The 15,309-nt window shown below is 37.9% G+C and carries 13 protein-coding genes and 1 tRNA gene; 5 read left to right on the top strand and 9 right to left on the bottom strand.

The genetic code is table 11. The features are described from left to right. The 6 genes from O1450_RS09005 to O1450_RS08980 all read right to left on the bottom strand — a co-directional run bounded on the left by O1450_RS09005 (position 1) and on the right by O1450_RS08980 (position 8,982). A complete protein-coding gene (locus tag O1450_RS09005) occupies positions 1–3,024 on the bottom strand; it encodes a LodA/GoxA family CTQ-dependent oxidase (protein ID WP_269228144.1) in 3,024 nt (1,007 codons plus the stop codon). Between the two features lie 418 nt (positions 3,025–3,442). Beyond that, on the bottom strand, positions 3,443–3,736 hold the full coding sequence (locus tag O1450_RS09000; protein ID WP_269228143.1) for a type 1 fimbrial protein: 294 nt from the start codon (positions 3,734–3,736) through the stop codon (positions 3,443–3,445). Positions 3,737–3,996: 260 nt separating this feature from the next. After that, entirely contained in the window at positions 3,997–5,013 is a 1,017-nt protein-coding gene (locus tag O1450_RS08995; protein WP_269228142.1) for a fimbrial protein, read from the bottom strand. Then, the gene (locus tag O1450_RS08990) at positions 5,010–7,565 is read right to left on the bottom strand and encodes a fimbria/pilus outer membrane usher protein (RefSeq protein WP_269228141.1); all 2,556 of its coding nucleotides are present in this window, start codon (positions 7,563–7,565) and stop codon (positions 5,010–5,012) included. Before O1450_RS08990 ends, O1450_RS08995 begins: the two co-directional genes overlap by 4 nt. 63 nt (positions 7,566–7,628) lie before the next feature. Continuing rightward, entirely contained in the window at positions 7,629–8,363 is a 735-nt protein-coding gene (locus tag O1450_RS08985; protein ID WP_269228140.1) for a fimbrial biogenesis chaperone, read from the bottom strand. Between the two features lie 85 nt (positions 8,364–8,448). Next, the gene (locus O1450_RS08980; protein ID WP_005215828.1) at positions 8,449–8,982 is read right to left on the bottom strand and encodes a fimbrial protein; all 534 of its coding nucleotides are present in this window, start codon (positions 8,980–8,982) and stop codon (positions 8,449–8,451) included. 462 nt (positions 8,983–9,444) lie between these two features. Here O1450_RS08980 and O1450_RS08975 point away from each other — a divergent pair, with 462 nt between their 5' ends. After that, entirely contained in the window at positions 9,445–9,792 is a 348-nt protein-coding gene (locus O1450_RS08975) for a hypothetical protein (protein ID WP_269228139.1), read from the top strand. Between the two features lie 131 nt (positions 9,793–9,923). Then, positions 9,924–10,136, top strand: coding sequence for a hypothetical protein (locus tag O1450_RS08970; RefSeq protein WP_269228138.1), 213 nt, complete (start codon positions 9,924–9,926; stop codon positions 10,134–10,136). Between the two features lie 44 nt (positions 10,137–10,180). On the opposite strand, the gene bioB is transcribed toward O1450_RS08970, so the two are convergent. Both bioB and queG read right to left on the bottom strand, forming a co-directional pair. After that, the gene (gene bioB / locus O1450_RS08965; RefSeq protein WP_005159575.1) at positions 10,181–11,170 is read right to left on the bottom strand and encodes a biotin synthase BioB; all 990 of its coding nucleotides are present in this window, start codon (positions 11,168–11,170) and stop codon (positions 10,181–10,183) included. Between the two features lie 87 nt (positions 11,171–11,257). Beyond that, positions 11,258–12,373 (bottom strand): tRNA epoxyqueuosine(34) reductase QueG, encoded by a 1,116-nt coding sequence (queG, locus tag O1450_RS08960; RefSeq protein WP_269230448.1) that lies wholly within the window; start codon positions 12,371–12,373, stop codon positions 11,258–11,260. Positions 12,374–12,395: 22 nt separating this feature from the next. Here queG and O1450_RS08955 point away from each other — a divergent pair, with 22 nt between their 5' ends. Further along, a complete protein-coding gene (locus O1450_RS08955; RefSeq protein ID WP_269228137.1) occupies positions 12,396–13,889 on the top strand; it encodes an NAD(P)H-hydrate dehydratase in 1,494 nt (497 codons plus the stop codon). On the opposite strand, the gene ruvC is transcribed toward O1450_RS08955, so the two are convergent. Continuing rightward, on the bottom strand, positions 13,886–14,431 hold the full coding sequence (gene ruvC / locus O1450_RS08950) for a crossover junction endodeoxyribonuclease RuvC (protein WP_005159580.1): 546 nt from the start codon (positions 14,429–14,431) through the stop codon (positions 13,886–13,888). The genes O1450_RS08955 and ruvC overlap by 4 nt on opposite strands. Before the next feature lie 320 nt (positions 14,432–14,751). Here ruvC and O1450_RS08945 point away from each other — a divergent pair. Both O1450_RS08945 and O1450_RS08940 read left to right on the top strand, forming a co-directional pair. Beyond that, positions 14,752–14,828, top strand: a tRNA-Met gene (locus O1450_RS08945). A gap of 188 nt (positions 14,829–15,016) precedes the next feature. Further along, the gene (locus O1450_RS08940; RefSeq protein WP_004661814.1) at positions 15,017–15,250 is read left to right on the top strand and encodes a hypothetical protein; all 234 of its coding nucleotides are present in this window, start codon (positions 15,017–15,019) and stop codon (positions 15,248–15,250) included. The last annotated feature ends 59 nt before the right edge of the window (positions 15,251–15,309 follow it).

Below are 15,309 nucleotides of genomic sequence, written 5' to 3'. Positions count from 1 at the left end.
TTAGCGTTTCTGTACACGAACAGAACGGAAAGCCAACAACTGTTCTTGATCTGCCCATCCAGCTTTCTCAAGTTCTGTGAGTGGTCGAGCTATATTGCGCAATAATGTGGTTGCATTTTCTGCCGCAGTTTTGAGTTGTCCCGCGATTAATGTTTCTACATAAATATATTCAGGAAGATCTGGATCATCTTTGATACCAGGACGTACCTCAACAATACCCAACTCATTAAAATGGGCAATCATGCGTAGCATTACTTCTGCTGTATTTGCGTCTTTAATTGCACGAAGCCAATTTAGCCGTTGATTAAATGCTGCAATTCGTTCTTCTCTTGGCAAATCTAGGTTCATTACTTTTTGATAATCTTGTTCAGTTAATACATGGTTTGGAACTCGCGCAGCCCAGAAAGTTGGTAAATATGGATCAAAGTCTGGATCATAGCCTGAACGACAGAATGCAGTATCACCTTGCCATGGAATTGCCATCCATCTTGTTATGCTTCCAGCAGTTTGTGCATACAATGGCCCATCAACCTGTTGTACTTTAATCGGGGTCATGGTCGAACCATAATAAGGCTCTGGTTCTGAACTTGGACGTAATCGAATACGGAAAGGGGCACTGTACATACTGGCATGACGCATTGGCCAAGTCATTTCACAACCTGGGTGGAATGTATCTGCCAAACAATAATGTAAAGCGGCCTGATCGAGCATGTTTGGTTGTTGTGCTAATGGTACTTGATCAATTGATGTCGGTACTGTAGGTGTTTCAGTTGTCCAATCATTGATAAATTTACCATTTACCCAATGCTGTAAGATTCCTTGTTGTAGGCCTGTCATGGTGAGCATGTTACCTGTACCATTTTCAGGGAAACTACCAAAAGCATCACCATAAATCCAAGGCCAGATATGTGGCCATGTTACTGGTTCAGCAACTGACGGTTTTAATGGTCTGAAGCTATGAAGAATCGCACGACGTAATTCGCTATATGGGTCTAGATCAGTAGCTTGCTCAGGTTTAAATGACAACTTGGCTAACAAAGACGGATTAGTGAAATCCATTGGACAACCTTTACCGAAATAAGCTGCAAAGCCTTTGTTTACCCACTGTAAGCCACCTAGACGTTGTAATAGAGGTAAAATGTCTTTAGTAAATGAAGGCGTTTCAGGCATACTCATCCAGCCAGCATTAACATAAACATCACACATCAGGTCATACATTGTTCTCCAACTTACAACATCGGGTGCGTAATTGGGTGGAGCTACAACAACCCAAGCCGATTCAACAGGAATACTAATTCCATTAATTGACACCGTTGCTGTTACTGGACCATCTGAAGTGTCATCATACCAGTCATTGGCGTTGTTAAAGCTTGGTGGGTTTTCTGGGTCATATACAGGTGCATCAGTTGGTGAAGCTGCTTTACCGTGTCCTCCTAAGAAAATTAAACGACCATTTTCATCAGTTTGAATTTCTCCAAGAGGTACGGTAACGGGCTGATCAGCAGCAGCTTGAAACGTACCTGTATCAAAACGATGTTCAGCACCACCTGATACATTACGACCAAAAATACTGCGCGGTCCTGGATCAATTGCTAATTTTTTACGATCTTTTACGGTTGGATTACGTAATGTAAAAGCATTATCTGGAGCATTCACAGCTTCTGGAATATCAAGTGCATATTGGAATTGATACCATTCGGCTTTGCGATTCGCAACGTGTACAGTCCAAACAATATCTGCATTATCAGGAGTTAATTCGCGTACCACTTCGCCTGCTGCGTTGTAACCATAAATGCGAAAACGGGCTGCCTGTCTTTTAATTGCACCTGTAGCATCACGATAAGAATTAGGTGGTTGATTTAAATCGGCTGGTGCATCGACAACTTCAGGTCCAATAAAAAACTCGTTTATGCTATCACCAACCCGTGCAATTCCAATAGCAGGATGAATTGCTGCACGAACAGTATCCGTATCAACAGCATTTGCAGGTGATATTAATGGACGAGGTGTGTCTGGTTCACCTTGTGGCACACCATTAACATTACGACGTAATTCTGCAGAGGCTGCATAAACCACACGGCGCGCATCAGCAATAGAACCGACAGGAGCATGTTCTGCTGTCACACGCCAGATATTCATTGCTAGATTTTCGCCGTATTCTGCTTGACCACGTGCGCTGATATCTTGAATAGGAATAATAATATCCGCAACATGGATAGGTGGACTCAGATCTTCCGGCCAGACTACAGTTGCTTCATCTAAAGGCATTCGTTCTGGAACAGTTCTTAGCTGAATCATGAATCGAAAATGAGCTTCTGAATTTTTTAATCTAGTATTCAGGTCCGTGGCGAGATATGAGGGATCATTCGGTGAGTGAGTAGGGGGATCTAAATAGAATGTCGGTTCAATTTTATATTTGACATATTGATCCTCTCCAAAACGGAAAGGTAAACCGCTCCAATAGGGTGATGCTAATACACTTGCGACTGGTTTTGCCATTGCATCAAGCAATTCAGACGTCTTTGGGTGTGCCTTAAGATATGGATCATAATCCCCATCAACAACGCCAGCCTTGGTAAATTCGCACATATCTTTAGCTGTATCAACAAAGAATGCATCAAAGTTTTGTAAGATGAAGTCGAAGGTATCGGTATGAGGATTGCCGAGTAATTTTTCCCCATCAACATCAAATAATTTAATCCCGATACCCAGTGTGGATTTATAGTCTGTTCGTGTCGGTGTGGTATCTGATGAAAATCGAATCCATGTTGGATAACTTTTGCCTAAATTTGCAAATAGACCAACACGCAAATTTTCAGGGAGATCACTACGAACAACGAATTCTGCTGCTGCCACACCGTGGGGTTTCAGAAATACAGGACGCATAGCAGGGCATTGACCTTTGGCAATACGTCCAGCTTGTACCATATCTACGAACATTGCTTTTAGAGATTCAATTGGGTCAGTAGAACAGTCTACACAAGGTGCATTCTCAGACGTAATTGATTTTATTAGATGGTCCATATTTATCCCTTATTATTTTTAAAATTATTTATAAAGTATATTTCCGATAAGAAATTACAGAAAAGGGTTTATATGGTCAATACATGTCCTATAAAAACAGTTCTGTATTTTTTAAAATATTGTTTTTATTGAAATTATTTATTTTTGATCGTTTTTTTAAATCTGATAAGTTTTATTAAATAAAGAATTGATAATGATAATTGATATTGTTGTTAGCGCTAATAAAATATAGGTTTTTAATTGTGGCACTAAATATTTGAGCTAAAATATTTTTTGATTATTTAGATAATTTTAATTAATTATTGGTTTTGTGCTGTTTTATATAAAATATAATAATGGGTTTAAAATCAATATTTATGAAATAAAAAAATAAAATGCAAATTGTATCACATTTTATTTTTTATTCTGATATTTATTTTTAGTAATAATTAGCAGTTATAACTGTACTTTTTTGGTCAGGTAATTGTTCAATACTAATCTCAGTTGTATAGTTTTTCTGTGATTTGTTCTTTAAATTTTGGATTAAACTCACTATTTCTTCATTTTTCTTGTTTGAAATGTTAGCTAATTCACAGTCTTTGTTGCTTTGATTTAAAGAGCATGTATCTTCAACAATACTTCCACTGATTTGAATGGTATTTGCTGAATAAGCCATCGAAGTAAATGCAATTAATGATGAACCCAATAGAATTTTATAAATATTTTTATACATGAATATTTCCTTTATATAATGTATTTATTATTAATTAACATGAAATTTATTATTAAGGCAATATTGAAATTAATTATGATAAAAATATTTATTTAAAATGTGATGTATGTTTAATTTTTCTTGGGTAGTGATAATTTTGGCGTGTTTTTAATTGTATATACAGTATCAATATTTTTTTATTTAGTGTGATTTATTTCAAATAAATAAAAACCCCAAGGCCATGACTAGATTTGGGGTTGGGTGAATTTGGAATTAAAGTTTTAATCGTACTGAATGGTAACCGTTGCCATCGCTCTTACAGTTCCAGCAGTGACAGTTGTTGCTGTTTGATAGTAACGAGCAGCTAATGGAACATTGTATTGAATGACTTCATTTGATTTAACCGTACCCAGTGCAAGTTTGTCGCCACGAGCAATCACCTTATTGATGTTTTGGTAATTTGAGATCAGTTGAACCCCAACACCATTCGCTTTCGTTGCAGTCGGTGCGGTATTGGTTAAAACTTGGTTATTACTGCCATCTTGGGTGTAATCGAAGCTTAAACTAACCTGAGTTTTTTCTTCGTAACCTGTTGGGTTGATACCGCCATTACATAAGATATTCAGATCAAATACTTGTTCACCTTGAGTCGAACCAACCCCTTTAAAACCAGATTTCATTACCGTTGGAAGCTGAACTGTTTTATTGATGTTGCCTTGTAGCTCACAGGAAGAAGAAGCAATAGTAATGGCGTTACCATAAACAGTACTGGTTAAAAATGGACGACTGTTTTGTCCAGTCACGTAATAGGTACTATATCTACCCGGAACAAGGGCACCAGATCCAGTTTGTGATGCTGTTTTAACAATCTCAACAACAAAGTAGCCTTGTGCTAAATTGTAAAGTGTTCCAGGTGATAGACTGCGCGAGTAGGGATAATATCCAGAGAAATTGGTTGCATTTTCGGCTTCACGATATAGTCGAATACCGATTCCTGCAATATTGGTTGAATAAATACTATCGCCTAAAGGACTAATTGGATATCTTTGCGATAAATCTGCGTAAATTCGATCAGCACGTGAATTACATCTTAATGTTGAGCCATTGGGATTGATTGGAAACGTTGCTTTACGCAAAATAGTCCCAACAGGATCACTTGGGCGCACAACCACGCGACCTACAGCCATAGAAATATCAACTGTACTGAAGCCTGGGCTGAGTGTACAAAATGCATTGGCCGCCGTATTAAAACCAAAACCTGCCGTAAATAAAGCACCAGTAATTAGAATTTTCTTCATTTACAAATTGCCTCAGTCATGATCATATTTTGTTGATTTTTATCTAATTGAGAACGAACATCATAGCTTACCTGACATTGCTCAGACGCTTCATCACCCCAGTTAACGTAAAGCGTATCTTGAGGTAATTTTGTTCGAACATAAATTAGGCTTCCTTGTGCAACCATGCCCACAGCTTCTTTATCTTTGTTATAGACTTGAGCAGCAAAAGGTAAACTTTCTCCATTTGCCTGTTTGCTTTGGATATAGATTGCATAACCAGTTTTTGTTGAAAAATCTACTTTTGCAATTGCACCTGCAAAGGGGGCAATACGTTGGCTAGTTTCCTCTAGTTCAACATTTGTAGACATGTTTTGAGGGTCAAGGGTAATGTCATTTAAACGATATGGTGTAACATAAGGAATAACAGCATAGCCCGCTTTATTAATACTTAAACCAACGGTATTACCGACTTTTGCACCTGCAGCGTCTGGTGCATAGACTAGAACCATGGTTTGCCCTTGATCTGGTCCAAATAAGATGCCTTGAGAATGTGCAACAATACTACCGCTTAAACTTAACATTGCTTGTTGATAGTCTTCTGCATAACTATAAGATCCGCCGACTGTTGCAAAATTAGTTCTATAACGACTATTGACGTTAAAGCTAGGATCATTGCGATCTTGGTGAGACATACTCGCACCGTAGCTGAAACGATCACCCACCACGCCACTTACACCCACAGTACGATTATTATCTGCAATGGTGGTATTCACGTTCGCAGAGTTTTTCTTAAAGCTTAGCGGGAAGGAGATTGTCGCTAAATATTCAGTATCTTGGTCACTACGATTTGAGCCGTATTCTATTTGGCGATTTACAGCTGAAATACCGTACGTAATACTCTGATAATTATTACTATAACCAATTTGGTACTGCTTAGTCGATTCGCTACGATTCCAATAATCAATCCATGAACCAACAACATAGACATTCCCCCAACCTTCAGGTAGTCCTTGGTTCAGCGTAATTTGGAACTCACTACGTTGTTTACCAACGGCATAAGTATTTTCGCCTTTTTCTTCAAGGTCACGAATTAAAATTGCATCACGAAGGTTGTAATAGTTTTCTGTAGAGTAGCGATATGCTGCAAGAGTTAAATTCGTATCCGTTGGAGCAATTAATTTACTGTAACTTAAGCGAAAACTCTGACCAGATTGGGACTCTTGTTTTTTGAAATCTGCTTGTGAGTGTGTTACGTCTAGAGAAATTGCACCTATTGGTGTAGCAAAAGCAGCTCCGACGAGTGCAGACCCATAATCTTCTGCTAATTGGAAACCAGTATATGCTGTTAGGTAGTTATTAACACCGCGCTGATATTTACCTTGTGTTACCCACGGCGTTAAATCTATATCTCGGTCGCGAAATTCACCTGCTGTGAGCGAGTAACGGCTTAAACCGGGACGTAGCATTTGAACAACTGAGGCATAAGGCACAGCGAATTTTTGAATTTCACCGTTTGATTCAATAACTGAAACTTCGAGTTCGCCGCCAAATCCAGTCGGATATAAGTCATTAATTTCAAAACGTCCAGGAGCTACAGTGGTTTGATAAATCAATTGACCTTGTTGTCGAATCTCAACTTTTGCGTTAGTTTTTGCATTACCACGGATCTGAGGCGCATAACCAGTCATACTGTTTGGCAGCATCCGATCATCACTAGAAAAATCGACACCACGATACCCAAAAGAATCAAAAATTTCGCCGTTAGTAAAACTATCACCTAAAGTGAGAACGCCACGATAATTTGGAAAAGCACGTTGGGCATAGCTACTGACAGCTTCGTAATTTGAGCCTTTTTTTTCTGATTCTTTGTTATCTTGCCACTGCCATTGACCGTTATGTCTAAACTGCCAACCACCGATGTTGGCGCCTGTTGTTAGACCAATAAAAGCATTTGTCGTTTCTTGTTGACCAGAAGATTTGTTAAATGTTTTATAAGCACTTCCGTTATACGACAAAAAGCCAGCATTAATACCTCGATCCCAGACACTCGGATCGACATAACCCTGCGCATTTTTTTGTAATGCGATTTGTGGAATAGAAACATCAATTCGTAGGCGTGAGGTATCAAAATCGTAATAAGCATTTTCTACCCATTCTTCGATTTTATAACACGCATTTGAAGCTGTCGTTTCGGTACGATTGACCAAAACTTCTTGTTTTACGCCATATTCAAGTAATGAATTGGCGGTAAAACATGTGTAAGCATTTTGATTTTGTTCAGTAGAGCGAAAAACCATCCGTTTTTTACCAAACCAATTTCCGTTGATATAAACATCAACGCTATATTCACCTGGTAGAACTGGATTGCCATATTTAAAACGTGAAATATCAACTTTTTTAGCATCACCCATTAAGAAAACAGAGTCAAATTCTGCTTCCATTGGTGCTTGTTCTTTTGTTTGTTCTGCTGAGTAAACAGCCATAGGCATCGTAATTGTAATTATCCCAGAAGTAAGGTAATAACAAATACGACGTTTAAGGAACTTAGCAGAAGCTTTCTTATTTGACATAACTCTTTCGCCTATTCAAGGATAGGTACTCAATAATTTATCGCTTGGTAAGTAATATCTTTATTATTGAAGTTTGATTTGATGCTCAATACGACCGCCATAGTCATTAATACTAATAAAGCTAAGTTTTTCAGTATTTGCAGTTTTTAACTGCACTTTATCTTCGCTAAAAGGCGATAGCATTAAGCCTTTAGGTAAGAGATCAACTGGCTGAGAACCATTAAGTTGATATACGGCAGTCATCGTAACGTGAAATGGGGTTGGATTTTTGACCGTTAAGGTCTGACCATTTCTAATCCATTGTAGTTTTTCAGCAGCTAAATTAGCGTCTTCTTTAATACCAGCAGGTCGGTAGAAAAATTTAATACGTGAACGGATTGCAAGTTGCAAAAAATTATCTGGAACAGCTTCATTGCTATTTGCTGTTGGTCTTGGTGGAATATCTAATACATTTAACCAATATACCGTTTCTTTTTTTTGGTCTAATTGTGTTGCGCTTGGAAGAGCAGCGATACGAAGAGATTGACTCTTAGTTGGATCGACACGAGAGATAGGAGGGGTAATCATAAATGGAACTTTAGATTGGTCTGGTGTACTTTTAGGGTCACCATCATCAATCCATGCTTGAACAAGCGATGGTTTTGAACCATTGTTACTTACTTGCAAAGTCACTTCACGAGCGTCAGACGGATACACAACGCGAGTACCATGTAAGATAATTTCTGCTTGAGCTGTGCTTACAGCAAAAACGGAAGATATCGCTAAACCAAGCAAAATATTGTAACTGTTCAATGTCATTTATACTTACTCTATTACCGCAATATATTTTTATAACAAACTGCGAATTTCTAAATTTTAGAAATTCGCAGAGATTATCAACAAATTATTGATAAATGATTGTGTACTGAACTGAAGTACTTACTTTACCAGCAGTAGAAGCGCCAGTTGCATAGTATTCAGCATAGTAGTTCAAGTCAGCGCTACCATTGTCTACAACGTCAACCCATTGAGAGTTCGCTTGAGCACCATTTGAACCTGTTGCAAGCACAGGAATAAATTGGTTGTTGCTACCTAATAATTGAACTTTAACGTTATTTGCACCACCAACAGCTTGGTTATTTAAACGACCTGTAGAGAAGTCAACAGTTGCACCTGGTTCAAAATAAGTCGCAACTTTACCTTTTGAACATTGGTCAAGTTTGATTTGGAAAGGGGTGCGGCCAGCAACATCACCTGTAGCAGCTAATGTTTGTTTAGAAACTGTTGGAAGAGTAACAGTAAAATCTTTGCCTGCAGGAGTGACAATTTTACAAGTTTGGTCAGTAACTAAACCATTAATAGTAATCGTACCATCAGCGGCTTGAGCGTTAGCAATACCTACAACTGAAAGAGTAGCGATCAAAGCAAGTTTTTTCATAATAATTTCTCTAATACATCAGCTTAAAGTTTGAATTAGATTACTTTTTCAGTTAATGATTGCGCTGAATAAGTAATGTGCGAAATATATCATTTAAATTAAAAAATGCAAACAGCATCACATTTTTATGTTTTTGCTTGATGCTAAAAATTTAGAAAAATAACTCATTGTTTATTTTATAGTTCTTTTTTAAAACGATTTTTGTTTTATGAATTTTAGATAAATTACATGAAATTTAGTGTCTTATTTTGTAAGTAATAATGCATTATTTGTTTATTTTTTATTCAAAATAGTCGTTTTTTATATTAATCTTTTATTACATCTTCAAAATAACGAATGAAAAATGAGCACTAGAATTACATTCTTAACAAAAACGCCAAACTTTCTTTAAGAATTTTTTAAGGTTGAATCCTTAGTTTTTTAGTCATGATTAGATGAAAAATACATCGAAAGGAGCTACTCATGAATATGCTTTATACACATAAACCAAACTACTATTTCTTTGCCCATAAGTTCGTTCTCTTCTTGGAAAGTTATCTAAAAGCGCATCCTTTGGAACAGCAAACGAGTTTTAACTTACATACAATTTACGATTTGTTTAGTCATGATCGTGCATCGAGCACTACGAATTTAGAAGGTATTTTAAATATTGCTGATGAATATGTACTTGAAACTGATGAAGGTTCACAGCCATTGATTCGTAGCTATCATTTGCATTTGGATAATCATGTATTAACACTCGAATTTAATCCTAAAGCGGTTGAAAGCTTAAAGGCAGGTCAAATTATTGTGAGTCCTTTGGCAGCTTAATTAATCCATTATCATTTCCTCTTTTATACACTTAGCTATTAATCTCCTTTGGCTAAGTGTTTTTTTTACAAGCTGCATAAAAGCTATTGATTGTTTATGATAAATAGATCAAGCAAAGATATTTGAATAGTATGGATAAAGATTTTAAGTCAGAAACTTATAAAGTCGATGAATGTATAACGGATACCATTCTATGGTTGATGCAGCATCAGGATATTTTTGATTCTTTCCATTTTGATGTACATACTCAAGAGTTGTCAGTCACACATGCAGCAGGTGTGGATATCATTCGTGTAGGAATGTTTTTAAATGCCAAATACGGCATTTTAGTGACATCAATTTAATATGATCGAAAAAAAGCCTTGTCAAATAACAAGGCTTTTTTTATTTATGCACTCATAGCATCTACGGAGAGTTCAGCAACAGTTGGTTTCGGTTTTTCTGCTGTTAAACCTAATTTAGCAAATAGGATTTGATCTTTACCTTCTCCAGCATTAGGCGTAGTCAATAACTTATCACCAGAGAAAAGCGAGTTTGCACCTGCCATGAATGCAAGCGCTTGATCTGAATCACTGAGTGATTCGCGTCCTGCCGATAATCGAATATAACTATGAGGCATAATAATACGAGCAACAGCAATCGTACGAATCCATTCGGTCACATCTAACTTTTCAACTTCAGCAAGCGGTGTACCTTCGATTGGTACAAGCATATTAATTGGCACTGATTCAGGATGTACAGGCATAGTTGCAAGTTCTTGTAATAAACCAATTCGATCATTACGACTTTCACCTAAGCCAACGATACCACCACTACATACTTTCATACCCGCTTGACGTACATGATCTAATGTATCTAAACGATCATCAAAAGTACGCGTACTAATAATATGTGAATAGTATTCACGAGAGGTATCAAGGTTATGGTTGTAATAATCTAAACCAGCATCTTTTAAGCGTTCAGCTTGTGACTGATTGAGCATACCTAAAGTCATACAAGTTTCTAAACCGAGTGCTTTTACTTCACGAACCATTTCTAACACATAAGGCATATCTCGTTCGTGTGGATTGCGCCAAGCAGCGCCCATACAGAAACGTGAAGAACCAGAATCTTTTGCTGTTTGAGCTTCACGAATGACTTTATCTACTGCAATACGCTTTTCTGCTTCTAGTTTTGAGTCGTAATGTGCAGATTGAGAACAATACTTACAATCTTCTGGACATTTACCTGTTTTGATTGAAAGTAGTGTGCTGACTTGAATGGTATTTGGCTGAAAATGCTCACGATGAACACTTTGTGCTTTGAATACTAAGTCTAGAAAAGGTTGATCATATAAAGCTTGGATTTCATCACGAGTCCAGTCATTACGTAAAGTCATTGTTATATCCATGATGATTGATTACAAACATTGAGATTAATCATACAGAAATCGTGCCAAAGCCAAAGGGCAAAAAACATCATTTTTCTATTCAGGTACGTTTATTTGCTGCAATTGTTGTTGAATTGCCCACTCAATATGTACATTGACAATCTCATCGTTTAGAGCTTTTGCTTCTTGCAATTGGCTCACGATTTCAGCCGAGTATGGAGCATTTCCTAAGCCGATTGCAATATTCCGTTTAAAGGATTGATAGCCTGTGCGGCGAATTGGACTACCTTCTGTTTTAGCAAGAAAAGTCGCTTCATCCCATTGCCAGATCTCTAACAAGCTAATGTCATCTAAACTATGTCTTGGGTCAAAGTCTGGAATTGACGCAGTTTTAGCAAAGCCATTCCACGGGCAAATCAACTGACAATCATCACAACCAAAAATACGATTACCTATACCTGAGCGTAACTCTTCAGGAATGATTCCTTTATATTCAATAGTTAAGTAAGCAATACATTTCCTTGCATCCAACATATAAGGCTCAACAATGGCTTGTGTTGGGCAAATGTCGATGCAAGCAGTACATGAGCCACAATGGGCTGTTGTGGGTTGATCAAAAGGGAGGTCAAGTGAAGTAAATAGCTCACCCAAAACGAAGAATGAACCTGATTTTTTATGAATGAGTAAGGTATGTTTTCCTGTCCATCCCATGCCTGCACTTTCGGCAAGTGATTTTTCAAAAATAGGTGCTGAGTCCGCAAACGGGCGTGATTCGAAATCGCCCACTTTTTCTTTAATACGACTGGCTAATGTTTTAAGTCGACCACGCATGACTTTATGATAGTCACGTCCACGCGCGTAGCGTGCAATAATGGCTGAATTTGGTTCAAATGGTACATAACGGGGCTTAGGTGATGCCACAAGATAATTCATTCGCACACAAATAATGCTTTTAGTCCCAGGCACAAGCAATTTTGGATCAGCACGTTTTTCTAAATTCTCTTCCAAATAGTGCATATCAGCATGGTAACCCCGTTTTAAATATTCTTTAAAACGTGGCATTTGATCTTGAGCATCAGGTTTGGCAATGACACAATCAGAAAAGCCCAAGTCTAAAGCTTGAGTTTTTATCCATGTTTTAAGTTCTTGAGGATCAAGCTGCTGAAGCTCAATTTTATCAAGTGATTTTCCAGAGGATGTGGTTGAAGCCATAAACCAATAATTAGGGGATAACATGCAACGTTCAGTTTACCATAGCCAAAGCATTCAAGCATGGGAGCAGCGTTGGTTTGCGCAGCAAAATTCATCTTTAGGACTGATGCAACAAGCAGCTTGGACAATCTCACAACAGTTAATTGAACTATTTAATAAAAATAAAATTCAAAGGATCGCAATTTGGTGTGGACAAGGCAATAACGCAGGTGACGGTTACTATATTGCTGCTTTTCTAAAGCAAGCAGATTTTAAAGTCACGGTTTTTTCATCTGAAATGGGGGACTCTGCCGATTTAAAACAAGCTGTACAATATGCACTGTTAAATCGAGTTGATATTCAAAGTATCGATTATTTATTGTCGGAAAATGCAAATCACCAAGAAATTCCAACTTTTGATTGTCATATTGATGCTCTGTTTGGCATTGGTCTCAATCGAATGCTGGATCAAGAATGGCAGTCGATCATCCATTTATTTAACTCGCAGATTGGTTTAAAGATTGCTATCGATATTCCGAGCGGGCTACATGCCAATACAGGTCAGGCTTTACCCTTTGCAATTCAGGCAGATCAAACCTTTACAATTTTAGGTTATAAGGCAGGGCTGTTTACTGGGCAAGGCAAGGAATATGTGGGAAAGCTGCATTTATTTAGTTTGATCCCAATTGATACAGAATTAAAACCACTTGCATATCTATCGTCTGAAAAAATTGTATTACCGAAACGCCAAGCTTTTGGACATAAAGGAAGTTATGGGCATGTGCTTGTCGTTGGTGGTCATGCGGATATGGGCGGAGCGGTGATTATGTCTGCTGAAGCAGCGTTTCATGCTGGAGCAGGAAAAGTCAGTGTGGTCTGTCATGCTAAACATCATCAAGCTATTCTGGCGCGTTCACCGAATATTATGGTGCGAGATATTAATGCTTTAGATCAAAAATCGATCCAACACCTATTAATTCAAATTGATGCCGTCTGTTTCGGAATGGGCTTAGGGCGAGATGAGTGGGCAGAGCAGATTTATCAGCAATGGTTCGATTTACTCAATCAAAATTCACATTTAGAAGTGGTATTAGATGCAGATGGGTTGTGGTTTTTGGCAAAACATCCTCAAAAATTAAATCCTCATGTTTACGCAACCCCACATTCTGGTGAAGCAGCAACTTTATTAGGTTGTTCAGCAAGTGATATTGAGCAAGATCGTATTGTTGCGATCCATAATTTACAACAAAAATATGCAGGGCAATGGGTGCTTAAAGGTGCAGGTAGCTTGGTCTTAGAAGGTGAATTATTTATCTGTACTCAAGGCAATGCAGGAATGGGTACAGGAGGAATGGGGGATGTGCTTGCAGGTATGATTGCCAGTTTAAAAGCACAATTTCATGAGCAAGTCGCATTGCATGAAATTGTAAGCTTACATGCACATGCAGGGGATTTACTGGCTGAACATGGAATGCGTGGTTTACAAGCACATGACATGGGGAAAGTGATTTATAACGTGGTGAATCAAGAAAACTAACGCCTTCTACTACTTGAACGACTCCGTCCACGAGCCATACCACCGAGTGCATTTAATACTGCCATTTTGCTCATACTTCCCGAGGCATGGGCATGACAGATTGCAGCAGCTAACGCATCGGCTGCATCAGCCTGTGGTTGAATGCTTAGGTTCAATAAACGCATCACCATCATTTGTACTTGCTCTTTTTCAGCAGCGCCGTAACCTACCACTGACTGTTTGATTTGACGAGCAGTATATTCCGCGACTTGTAGGTCTAAATTGACCAACGCCGCAATCGCAGCGCCACGGGCTTGTCCAAGTTTTAACGCAGAATCAGGGTTCTGCGCCATGAAAACTTGTTCAACGGCAGCCTCAGTAGGCCCGTGAAATTTAACAATACGTTCAACACCTGCAAAAATACGTTTTAGTCGTTCAGGCATTGCTTGAGTTTCAGTACGAATAGTTCCCGCATCGACAAAACGTAGTTTATTGCCATCTTTTTCGATAATTCCATAACCTGTTAAGCGTGAACCAGGATCAATACCAATAATTAATGACATGTCGAACTATAAAAATGAAAGATTGTTGATATTGTTACATAGCAGGCTTTTCGATGCATAATATTTTTGTAGGATTTTGAATTATAAGAAAATAGTGGATTTATTAAACAGAGTTGGTTTTATTGACTACATATTCCAAAATTCGCTCTCTTTTCAACAGATCAACTAATAAGACTCATTTTGATTTGTTTTTGATTAATTTGTGTTTAATTTGAGCGTTAGGCAGTAAATTATGTGATTTTTCTAAAAAAAATTTGCATTGTGGGGGAGAAGGGCGTATAAAGCATCTCATTGATCAAACATGTCGATCAAGATGTTGATGCGGGATGGAGCAGTCTGGTAGCTCGTCGGGCTCATAACCCGAAGGTCGTTGGTTCAAATCCAGCTCCCGCTACCACTTTAAAGTTAATTGAATATTAGCTCTGTGATTATTGAGTTGTTGTTATCTGAAAGATTAGACAGCAATTAAGTTAGCTGAAATAACCCTAAAGAAAGCTAAAAATTATTAGATTCTAGAATTGTAGTTTACCTCTCTCCATATATCTAGCGTTATAGTAAATCCAAATCGATCACTTGAGCTCAGAAATGAGTGATTTTGTGTTGAAAATTATTAATGAATGGCGTGTAGCCAAAGCCAGCAATGGCAATGAAATTTGTGTGCAAATTATCCCGATGAAACGTCAACAAAATACGTTGGATGGTTTCAAATGGGTAGAGGTTGGAAAGAAAATCCAGCTAGAGTCGGGTCGAGAAGTCGATTTTAATCTAGATGGGAAAAGCTTCTATACCGATGTTAATCAGCTTTATCGATTAATATAGATAATTTACGCACTTGAAGTATCTATTGGTTAAAGATAGATTGGGTTAAATCAATATTC

Origin of the sequence: Acinetobacter sp. TR11, assembly GCF_027105035.1 — a bacterium.
GTDB lineage: Bacteria > Pseudomonadota > Gammaproteobacteria > Pseudomonadales > Moraxellaceae > Acinetobacter.
Note: the sequence above shows the minus strand (reverse complement) of the source record. Positions and strands in the feature narration are given on the sequence as shown.